General features: G+C 70.0%; 7 protein-coding genes and 3 pseudogenes. 7 read left to right on the top strand and 3 right to left on the bottom strand.

What is annotated here, in order from left to right; all coding sequences use genetic code 11:
* Positions 1-488: 488 nt before the first annotated feature.
* Together UK82_RS28370 and UK82_RS40765 are read left to right on the top strand one after the other, a co-directional pair.
* Positions 489-1,051: pseudogene (locus UK82_RS28370) on the top strand (helix-turn-helix domain-containing protein); the annotation flags it as partial.
* A gap of 1 nt (position 1,052) precedes the next feature.
* Positions 1,053-1,340: pseudogene (locus UK82_RS40765) on the top strand (transcriptional regulator); the annotation flags it as partial.
* A 520-nt stretch (positions 1,341-1,860) separates the two neighbouring features.
* Here the strand turns inward: UK82_RS40765 and UK82_RS28365 are convergent.
* Entirely contained in the window at positions 1,861-2,529 is a 669-nt protein-coding gene (locus UK82_RS28365; protein ID WP_044888016.1) for an enoyl-CoA hydratase-related protein, read from the bottom strand.
* A 1,563-nt stretch (positions 2,530-4,092) separates the two neighbouring features.
* Here UK82_RS28365 and UK82_RS28350 point away from each other — a divergent pair.
* Together UK82_RS28350 and UK82_RS28345 are read left to right on the top strand one after the other, a co-directional pair.
* Positions 4,093-4,539 carry a thioesterase family protein gene (locus tag UK82_RS28350; protein ID WP_044888013.1) on the top strand — a complete coding sequence of 149 codons (447 nt, stop codon included), beginning with the start codon at positions 4,093-4,095 and terminating at the stop codon, positions 4,537-4,539.
* Between the two features lie 99 nt (positions 4,540-4,638).
* Positions 4,639-6,294, top strand: a complete 1,656-nt coding sequence (locus tag UK82_RS28345) for an AMP-binding protein (RefSeq protein WP_082122262.1) — start codon at positions 4,639-4,641, stop codon at positions 6,292-6,294.
* Positions 6,295-6,794: 500 nt separating this feature from the next.
* On the opposite strand, the gene UK82_RS28340 is transcribed toward UK82_RS28345, so the two are convergent.
* Complete coding sequence (locus UK82_RS28340; RefSeq protein ID WP_044888012.1) at positions 6,795-7,469, bottom strand: peroxiredoxin-like family protein; 675 nt, start codon at positions 7,467-7,469, stop codon at positions 6,795-6,797.
* A 101-nt stretch (positions 7,470-7,570) separates the two neighbouring features.
* Here UK82_RS28340 and UK82_RS40760 point away from each other — a divergent pair.
* A pseudogene (locus UK82_RS40760) lies at positions 7,571-7,976 on the top strand (cupin domain-containing protein); the annotation flags it as partial.
* A gap of 1 nt (position 7,977) precedes the next feature.
* Positions 7,978-8,527 (top strand): helix-turn-helix transcriptional regulator (locus UK82_RS40755; RefSeq protein WP_236706554.1); only part of this gene is annotated, 550 nt, incomplete at its 5' end.
* 162 nt (positions 8,528-8,689) lie between these two features.
* Here the strand turns inward: UK82_RS40755 and UK82_RS28330 are convergent.
* Entirely contained in the window at positions 8,690-9,247 is a 558-nt protein-coding gene (locus tag UK82_RS28330) for a CGNR zinc finger domain-containing protein (RefSeq protein ID WP_236706553.1), read from the bottom strand.
* A 102-nt stretch (positions 9,248-9,349) separates the two neighbouring features.
* Between UK82_RS28330 and UK82_RS28325 the strand changes: the two genes are divergently transcribed.
* Positions 9,350-10,363: a DMT family transporter gene (locus UK82_RS28325; RefSeq protein WP_055410364.1), complete on the top strand. Its 1,014-nt coding sequence runs from the start codon at positions 9,350-9,352 to the stop codon at positions 10,361-10,363.

Here is a 10,363-nt window from a genome sequence, read left to right as displayed (position 1 = left end):
CGCCGGCCGGCCCTTCGGCTTCGACAGCCCCGCCAACGCCCCCGCATCCCGGGCCTTACGCCATTCCACGATATGCGCCGAATACAGCTTCTCCCGACGCAGGATCGCACCCTTCGCCCCCGGCGACGTCGCCGCCTCATACTCGCCCAGGATCCGCAGCTTGTACGCCGGCGAGAACGACCGCCGCCGCGCCTTCGGCTCGACCTCCGGATCCGGCCGGCGGCCNTCGCCCTCGCGATCTCCCACCCGGACATCATCGACCAGGCCCCGCCCGGTCGTCACCGACATCACCACGATCTTCTTCTCCCTACCCCGCCCTAGTCATAAGATGATAGACATCCCCTGTCTCAACCCATCTTGGCAGGTAGGGCCGGCCGAGTAGAAGCTCTACCGCACTGCCGAGGATCGTGAGGCGGCGAGCCGGATCTGGGCCGAGGGCGAGAAGCTGGCCAAGGTCGCCTTCCCGGCAGTCCCCGCGGTGCGCTGAGATGGACCGCAACCAACTCGCCGGCTTCCTGCGCACCCGCCGGGAAGCGCTGCAGCCCGAGGACGTGGGGCTGCCCCGGGGGCAGCGCCGGCGCACCGGCGGGCTGCGCCGCGAGGAGGTCGCGGCACTGTGCGGCATGTCGACCGACTACTACAGCCGCATCGAGCAGCAGCGCGGCCCGCGCCCCTCGGAGCCGATGCTGGCCGCCATCGCCCGCGGCCTGCACCTGCACCTGTCCCTGGACGAGCGCGACCACCTGTTCCGCCTCGCGGGACACCCCGCGCCCGGCCGCGACCTGCGCGCGCACCACGTCGACACCGGCCTGATGCACGTGCTCGACCGGCTGCAGGACACCCCGGCCCAGGTCGTCACCAGCCTCGGCGAGACCCTGCTGCAGACCCCGCCGGCCGTGGCACTGCTGGGTGACGAGACCGCCTACACCGGCCTGGAACGCAGCATGATCTACCGTTGGTTCACCCGGCCCGAGACCCGCCTGATCTATCCGGACGAGGACCATGCCCTGCACAGCCGGGCCTTCACCGCCGACCTTCGCTCCCTGGTCGCNCGTAAGGGCCCCAAGAGTCGCGGTGCGGCCATGTCCCGCACGCTGCTCGACGTCAGCCGCGAGTTCGCCGAACTGTGGAGCGAGCACGAGATCACCGGCTCGCGCGGCCACCACAAGCGCATCCGCAACGCCGAACTGGGCCTGCTGGACGTCTACTGCCAGATGCTCTTCGACCTCGACCAGGAGCAGGCCCTGCTGATCTTCACCGCCACGCCCGGCAGTGAGAGCCACGACAAGCTCCAACTGCTGTCGGTGATAGGCGCGCAGAACCTCCCCTCGGCCCCCTGATCTCCCCTCGGCCCCCTGGCCTCCCCGAGACCCGGACGTGCCACCCCGCATGCCCGTCACTTCGACGCTCACGCGAAACATGCGGACGGAGAAAACCGCGCAGTACCGCTCAACCGAAAGACGCAAGGAGCCCCATGAGCATCCCGCCCCCCGCCGCCATGCCGGAGATCCTCCTGGCCCGCACCGTGGTGCGCAGCGACGACAGCACCAACATCGTGCTCTCCGGTGCCGCAGAACCGCAGATCAAGACCGGCACCGTCCGGGTCGTCACGCACACCGACGTCGCCTACGCGACCCGCAAGGGCCCCGACGGCCAGGACTTGCAGCTGCGCCTGGACCTGCTGGTGCCGCAGACGCCCGGAGCCAAGCCGCTGGGGTCTACCTGCCGGGCGGCACCATCGTCCCGGGCGGTCCGATCGTTCCGGAAGCCGATCGTTCCGGAAGCCGATCGTTCCGGAAGCCGATCGTTCCGGAAGCCGATCGTTCCGGAAGCCGATCGGGGCGACGCGATCCGGTCGACCTACCTGGCGGTCGGGGTGCGCAGCGCGGTGAGCGTCTCCGCGTACAGCGTCTCCTTGATCTGGGCGCGGACCGGTCGGGCCTTGGCCGCGAGCGGTCGCGCGCGCTCCACGGCCGCGGCGAGGAGCTGATCGGCCTGCGCCACCGCGTCGACGATGCCCGCCGCGAGCGCCTGCCCGCCGCCATAACGCCGACCGGTCGTCATCGCCTCGTGCGCGGTCGCCGGGGTCAGGCGGGCCCGGATCAGGGCCGACATCCCCGACTGGAAGGGCAGGTCGAGGTCCACCTCGGGCAGGCAGAAGAAACCCCGGTCCAGGCGCATCACCCGCAGGTCGTGGGCCAGTGCCCACATCGCCCCGGCGGCGAAGGTGTGCCCGTTCAGGGCCGCGACGGTGACCACCGGGGAGGCCAGCGTGCGGGCGAACAGCGCGTGGACCCGGTCGAGGTAGGCCGCGGACCGGTCGGCGTTGCTCAGCAACCAGTCGAGGTCGAGACCGGTGGACCAGAACTTGCCGCCGCCCACCGTCACCAGCGCCCGGGGGCCCGCCGCGGCGTCGACCTCGTCGAGCGCTGCCTCCACCGCGGCCAGCCGGTCGGGGTGGAACCGGTTCTCGTCATCGGGATCGAGGTGCAGGACGAAGACCTCGCCGTCCCGTTCCAGCTTCGGCATCCGCTGATCCTAGTCCGCGTGTCTTCTTGTCCGGGTCACGTCCGGATCATGCCTCGGGCCCCCGGCCTGACCAGGACCGGCGGNCACGGTGGGACGGGGCGCGGCGGGGAAGGCACGAAATTATCGCATCCTCTTTGTTGCGGCGCAAGTTTGACTACGCAGTCAAAACAGAGGATCAACAAGATGGATTGTTGGCGCAACTGGCGGCGGGAAATGGTCCACGGAAGTGGGCGCCTTGTATTCTTCCGGGTATGGAGACGGGTGGGGTGGAGTCCTACATCCGGCAGAGGTTTGCCGAGTATGTGGGTCTCCCGGAAGAGCAGCTTTTTGCCGACGATGTGACGCTGGCCACCGTGATTGGCCGCAGTGCGAAGATGACTAACAGTATCGACCTGATGGAGACGTTTGCCCGGACGTCCAACGCGCTGCGCAAGGAGCACGGTGTGCGGGTGCGGCTACCAACGTTGCCTCTCGATACACCGATGCCCAGGGTACTGACCATCTTCCTCGAGGAATTCGACCGGCAGAAGAGGGCGGCGGCCTGATGACCGTCGAGGCAGATCACGGCACCGTCCTGGTGACCCGGCGACCGGCCGGGCCCGACGCGCCCCCCGCGATCATCACCGACCTCTTCGGCGCGCTGACGCGGCACGGCCTGTCCCTGGTCGACGTGACGTGGGAGCAGCAGCGGCTGCACGAGTCCCGGCGGTGGAGTGTCCTGGACATGCTGGCCGCCGTCGACCTGGACCGCCTGACGCCGCTGGACCGGACCCTCGTCTGGAACGCCGGCCGCGCCGAGCTGACCACCAAGCCGGGGGCGGACCGGTTGGAGCGCCAGGCGGACGCCGAATGCCGGCGCTGGCAGGACAGCAATCCGACAGTCTCCGCGATCATGCAGGCGTGTGGCACCTGGAGTCGCTACTGGAATGAGGAGGAGGCGCACCACGAGACGGCTTTCAACCGCCTGGCGCAGCTCACCGGAATGGCTCCGATTCCGGACGAGACCTTCATCGAGTTCCGCCAGGTATTTCCCGATGATGATATGCTCCGTACACTGATGCTGCTCGCGATCTCCGAGATCACGGCTGCGGTGAACTACGGCCAGTGCCAGCAGGTCATCGACGACCCTGGGCTGCGTCNCCTCTTCAAACAGGTCGCCGCCGACGAGATCCAGCACCGCAACTACTTCGTGTCGTTCGCGAAAGCGCTGGTGGACAGCGGCGAATACCAGGCCAAGGATGCGTTCGCGGTGGCGCACCTGTTCCTCCGGGAGGACGGGGAGATCCTGGGCAGCTCCCGGGATCAGGTGGAGGACCGCGGCACCCACGTGAACTGGTGGGATCGTCTTGAGCGCAAGGCCGGCGAGGATGACTTCCGGCCCGAGGCAGTCGAGAAGAAGCAGCAGCTCGTCTTCGGCGCCCTGAAGAAGATAACCGGGATCGAGGTGCATTCCCGGGAAGAGCTCGAGGACACGTGGATGGATCTCGTCGGCGGCTGATCGGCCCGCGACGGGAAGCGGCGCCTTTCCTTGACTCTTCGACACGATCGATCGGGTGGTCCGACGTGTTCTTCAGCGAATCGCGGCTCATGCTGCCGGTGCGCCCCAACGACCTCGACGCGCTCGGGCACGTCAACAATGCGGTCGCGCTCGAATACCTCGAGGCCGGGCGGTGGGACTGGCTCGACCGCCAGGGGCTGGTGCCGGGTGACCGCCTGATCGCGGTGGTCGCCCGCATCGAGATCGATTACCGGGCGGAGATCCCGCGCGGTCGGGTCGAGATACGCACCGTCCTCGAGTCACCGGCAGCGGGGGAGTCGGAGGACGCGGGGGATGCGGGGGAGTTCGACGAGGACGGCGTCACGTTCCGGGCCCGGTTCCGTCAGCGCGTTCACCTTCCGGAGCTGGAACGTCTCGCGGTGGACGCCCTGGTCACCGTGGCCTTTCTGGACGCCACGCAACGCCGCCTGGTCTCGCTGCAGGACTTCCTCAAGGCCTCCCGCCCGGCCTGAGCCCGCGAACTCGCCCCGCGGCCCGGCCCGCCGTTCCAGTCCGGCCCGGCAGGGCGGCCGGGCGTCATCGGACAGACGACTATCAGGAAGGAGGGGACAGTGCTCGAACACATCCAACGCAACCAGGAAAGCCCGCCCGAGCGGGGGCTGCACCTGTACCAGAAGTTCAGCGACCCGTCCGCATTCGTGGCCTATCGGGATTTCCCGGAGCGGGTCGCCGCCTACGCCGATTTCTTCCGCGGCCAGGGAATCAGGCCGGGGACGCGGGTGCTGTTCCCGTTCGAGACCTCCACCGCGGTGATCTTCTCGTTCCTGGGTCTACTGGAGATCGGCGCGGTACCGCTGTCGGTCAAACCGTTCCTCATGAACACGCCGCGCGATGCTTACCAGGACTTCCTGGGAAGGGTCGCGCGGGACTTCGGGGCGGGAAGCGTTCTGGGGGTACCGGGCCTGGCCGCGGTCGAGGTGTCCCTGCCCGTCCTGGCGCTCCCACCGGCCGGGATCCGCGATCCGGGCGCCCGGCTGCGAACCCCCGGAGACGACGAACTGGCGTTCGTGCAGTTCTCGTCCGGATCGACGTCGTTTCCCAAGGGAGTCCCGGTCCGTCACGACAGCCTCCGTGCGAACCTGGCCATGATCACCCGCACGGACGCCCGCCGGCCCGAGGAACGGGTCAGCAGCTGGTTGCCGCTTTACCATGACATGGGCCTGGTCGGCGGCCTGCTGTCGTGTCTGGCGGTGGGCTGCGACCTGCTCCTCGCTGAGCCGGTGACGTTCCTGTACGACGCCCCCGGCTGGTGGGAGCACATGGCCCGGGAACGGGTCGATGGAACGGTGATCCCGAACTTCGCGATCGACTATTCACTCCGGCTGATGCGGGACCTCGAACCCGAGGACATCGCCGCGATCGACCTGTCCCAGATGCGGTCGATCTATCTCGGCAGCGAACCCGTCAACATCCCGAACCTCCTCGCGTTCGTGGACCTCATGGCCGCGGCGGGCCTGGGCCGCGACGTGTTCATGCCGTGCTACGGCATGGCCGAGACCGTGCTGCTGGTGTCGAGCCGTCCGCCGGGCAGCGACATCCGGGTGGTGCCGTCGCCGGCGGGGGTGCCGGCGATCTCGGTGGGCCGGCCGATGTCGGAGTTCACCGTGCGCCTGCGCGACTCGGACGGGCGGGTCTGCGGGGAGAACGAGTTGGGCGAGATCGAGCTGGCCGGCGGCAGCCTGGCATCGTCCTACCTCGACAATCCGCTCCCGCTCGGCGGGAACGACGGCTTCTACGCCACCGGCGACATCGGATTCGTCGATGGCGGCGAACTGTTCATCACCGGCCGTATCAGCGATCGGATCAAGGTCAACGGTCAGAGCTTCTTCGCCGCCGACTTCGAACAGGCGGTGGAACAGCTGCCGTTCGTGCGCGAGGGCCGCACGGCGGTCGTGCAGAGCGACGGGAACATCGTCGTCCTGACCGAGGTGGACCGCGCGGGCCGCCAGGACGTCGAGGGCAGCCGGGCGCGGATCGTCGAGCACCTGGTCCGGGCGATCGGGGTGACGGTGCGGGATGGCGACGTGCACTTCCTGCGTCCCGGGCAGCTCCCCCGGACCAGCAGCGGCAAGCTGCAACGGCGCGCGATCGCGCGCGCGTACGAGCAGGGCGAGCTCCGGGGGCTGCCGGCGGGTCCCGTGCCGCGCCCCGCCGACGACCCTGCGGGGTGCCAGAACTCGGCCACCGGCGTTGGCCCGGGGTTTTAGGCGGCTCGTTCGTATTCGTTTGTGGTGGGTCGCGTACTCGGTCGTGGGGGACGCCGGACGTAGCGAGCACGAAGACGCCCAGATGGATCTCGAGGATGCGTGTCGGGCTGAACGTGACCTTCGCGTACGTGAACTGTTGGTTCCACAGGTTCCCGGGGGAGCGTCGGAACACGACGGCTCGAGGCCGGCTGTGACCGTCGTTGGTGAGCAGGACGGTCCCCCGCGTCCCGGGGGCGGCCTGGGCACCTCCCCCGTGCGCGCCATAGCCGTTGTCGGCTGACAGCGAGAACCGCGTCGAGCGTGGCCTACCGGGTCGTGGAGCTGTCGTCTCCCTGGGCATCGCCTGGTCGTGTCCCTGGGCGTGCCGTACGCGGCCGGGCGCGTCGGTCCCGTGACGTGATCGGGACGTGAGGATGCAAGGAGTGCGCCATGGGCCAGGCCGGGCGGCGGCGGCGCGGGCGTGGCCGGGGATTCCGGTCCGACCACGCCCGCGCCAGGCGTCACCGGCTGAGCCCGCGCAGTGCGGCGAGGACCTCCTCGGGGCCGATACGCCAGCGGTAGTCGGCCGAGATCGACCTGAACCGGATCACCGTGTCGGTGTCGACCACGAAGGTGGCAGCGGCGGGCAGCTCGTGGCTGTCGTCCCCGTTGGCCTCGGCCAGGTCGATGCCGAGCGTCTTCTGCGCGGCGGTTGAGCCGTCGGCCTGGCGAAACACCAGCCCGTAGGTGCGAGCGACCGTGTTGTGGGGATCGCTGAGGACGGTGAAGCCGAGGCCTTCCTTCTCGGCGAACGACAGCGAGTTGTCGGGTGTCTGGGGGGACACGGCGACCAGGGTGGCGCCGGCCGCCTCGATCTCGCCGAGTGCTGCCTGGAACGCGCGCAGCTGCAGGTTGCAGTACGGGCACCAGGCGCCCCGGTAGAACACCAGCACCACGGGGCCCGCAGCCAGCAGGTCGGTGAGCGCGCGGCTCGCGCCGTGGATGTCTGGTAGGGCGAAGTCCGGCGCCGAGGTCCCGACGGCCGGAGCGGCGGAACCAATGCCGTCGGCGGCCATGGCCGATGCGTCGTTGTCGAAGGGGGCCAGCGCCTCGGCGCCGTACGCATCGTGAAGCTGGGACCGTAGGGCGATTGTGGCGTCGGTCAGGGACGTGGAAGTGGTCTGAGGTGTGGCCATGCCTTCACGCTAGAGAGCCATCGCGAGTTTATCCATACGAGAAAAGCTCAATTACTTAGCCGATCGGCTCATCCGGAAGGCGAACCCGATAGTATCGGACAGTGGATACCCCGGCCGACCCGCTCGCCGACGTGCTGCAGCTCGCCCGTGTCTCCGGTGCCGTGCTCGCCCAGCTCGTCGCGCACGAGCCGTGGGGCGTCGAGGTCGACCCGCAGCCGGGCGCGACCTTCCATGCGGTGCTGGCCGGATCGTGCTGGCTGCGCACGGTGGGTGCCACCCCGCGCAGACTCATGCCGGGTGACGTCGTCCTGCTGCCGACCAACCTCAGCCATGTCCTGTCCAGTGACCCGACGACCGCGGCGATGCCGCTGACCCAGGCGGCGAAGATCGGTCTGCGCGCCGACGAGGGGGTGGTCGAGCTGCCTGGCGACGGCGCGGTCACCCGAGTCCTGTGCGCGTCGTACGACTACGACCACGAGGTCGCCCAGCCACTGATGTCGCTGCTGCNGCGCGTGCTGCACCTCGCCGCCGGTGACCCGGGCGACGACGGCGCGGTGGCCACCGCCCTGGCGTTGCTGCGCTACGAGCTCAACGGTGTGCCTCCCGGCTCGCGTGCGGTCGTGGCCCGGCTGGTCGACGTGCTGCTCGTCCACGTCGTCCGGGCCTGGCTGCGCGCCCGGCCGGCGGGTGAGGGCTCGTGGCTGCGTGCACTGCATGACCCCGTCACCGCGCGGGCACTCTCCCTGCTCCATGAGGTGCCGCAGCGAGCCTGGACCGTCAAGGACCTGGCGGCCGAGGTGCATGTGTCCCGGGCCACGCTGACCCGCCGTTTCACCGAACTCGTCGGCGAGCCGCCGCTGACCTATCTGACCCGGTGGCGGATGGACATCGCCGCGCAGCGGCTACGCGAGACCGACGATCCCGTCGCCGCCATCGGGGCCGCGGTCGGCTATGCCAGCGAGCACGCCTTCTCCCGCGCGTTCAGCCGCGCAAGGGGGGAGCCACCACGGCGCTACCGGATCTGCGCACGAGCCGCCGCTGCCGCGAGCGGTTCGTAGCAGCGCACCGCCAGCCCGGGTCGGGTAAGAAGACGCCGGCGTGCCGGGCTTTGGCTTGTCCGACCCGGTCGGACTGGAACGGATGCGGGCTGGGTGACCTGGACGCCGCCAGGGAGCGCCGAAATGCGCTGGGAATCGGCGGCCCGAGGTGGCCGTGCGCTGTCAGGCAACTGGCTCGGAGGCGCTGCGGCGGGTGCGGAAGGACGCGCTTTTGGCGCGGTTCCCGCACACGGCCATGTCGCACCAGCGCCGCGAGGTGTTGCGGGAACTGTCGATGAAGACCCATCGGCAGTCCGTGCCCCGGCACGCCTTGAGCCGGGGCCAGCCGGGTCGCGCCGTAGCACGCAGAAGCGCCGTGACGGTGGCGGCACAGACATCGCGCACGAGGCCGTCGGGGCCGTCGGCGAGCAGCGACGGGCTACCTCGCAGATCCGGGCGCAGGGTGAGACGGTCGAGTCCAGCCGCGTCGACCCGGACGTCGATGCCGTTGTTACGCAGTGCGAGGCCGCGGACCACGGCCCGCAGCGCGCGAAGCGTCGCCAGGTCCTCAGTGGCATGGGGCCGCACGGCTTCCAGGTCGGTCGGCGCATGTAGGCCTGCCCACCAGGCCCGCATCGCGGGCGGATCGGCGAGTTCGTCGTGCTCGCCGTGCCCGGTGTTCGCCACCGCAACGAGGAGTTCTTCGTCTGAGAGGCCTGGCCAACCCGGCTCCTGCGTCACCTAACCACCGTACGAGATTAACCAGTTGACGGCCCGGATAACCGGTGTAACCGTTACAGCGGTTACTCCGCCGACGGGGTGGTGTCAGGACGGGAGGCTTCGGTGGCAACGCACAACGGCACCACGACCGGTATCCGGGCCCGAGTCGGCGAGTTGTCGATCCTCATCTCCGCCGCCGTCGACGGGGTGGGCACCACCGTCTCGGTGGCCGCCTTGCAGGCCGTGCGCCCGGCCGACCTGCTGGCGGTTGAACTCGGCGGCGCCGCGGTGGTGCTGCTCGGCGCGGCGGCGTCGACGGGGCGGCTGCATCGGCGCGGGGCGGGGCGGCAGCTACTGCTCGGTGCGCTGGTGCCCGGCCTGGCGTTCCTGCTGGGCGACCTGGGGTTGGCCCGTACCAGCGCCTCGAACGGCAGCCTGCTGCTGGCGGCCGAACCCCTGCTGTCCGTGCTGCTGGCTGTCGTCGTCCTGCGTGAACGGCTGCCCGGCCGGGGGGTGGTCGCGCTCGCCGTCGGCCTCGCGGGCGGCGCGCTCGTGGCGTTGGAGCCTGGCGTCGACCGGCCGGGCGGGGGCGTGATGGCTGGCAATCTTCTCGTCCTCGGCGCGGTCGTCGCGGCTGCGGTGTTCCTGGTCGCCACCCGCCGCTACAGCGACGTCGATGACGGCGTCAACGCCAGCGCCTGGCAGACGACCGGCGGCGCGTTGAGCACGGCACCGTTCGCCGCCGTCGCCTGGATCGAGGGAGGCAGCCGGCTCGGCACGGCCGGTGTCACGGCCTGGGCCGCGTGCGCCGCCGTCGCGCTCTGCGGCGTCGTGGCCGGCGTCGCGTTCAACCAAGGCATCGGCCGGGTGCCCGCCGCGCGTGCCGGTCAGCTACTCAATCTGGCACCGGTGGTCGGCACGGTCACGTCCGTCGCCTTCCTCGGGGAGCGCCCGACGGCGCTGCAGTCCGCAGGCAGCGCAGCCATTCTCGTCGGTCTGGCACTGCTCCTGCACAGGGGCTCGGCTCACGCCCAGCAACATCCGCTCGACGACCTGACGGGTCGCACCACCGGCGAACCCCCGGCCATGGCCGAGGTCCACGCCGGTGGGTGTGCACATCACGAGAAGGAGTCCTGA

The organism is Frankia sp. ACN1ag (genome assembly GCF_001414035.1).
Taxonomy (GTDB): Bacteria; Actinomycetota; Actinomycetes; order Frankiales; family Frankiaceae; genus Frankia; species Frankia torreyi.
This window is presented reverse-complemented; position numbering and strand designations above follow the sequence as displayed.

Bases quoted from the DNA above. Each gene is read 5' to 3' on its own strand.
- UK82_RS28365 (WP_044888016.1), bottom strand. From the start codon at position 2,529: ATGCCGAAGCTGGAACGGGACGGCGAGGTCTTCGTCCTGCACCTCGAT.
- UK82_RS28340 (WP_044888012.1), bottom strand. From the start codon at position 7,469: ATGGCCACACCTCAGACCACTTCCACGTCCCTGACCGACGCCACAATC.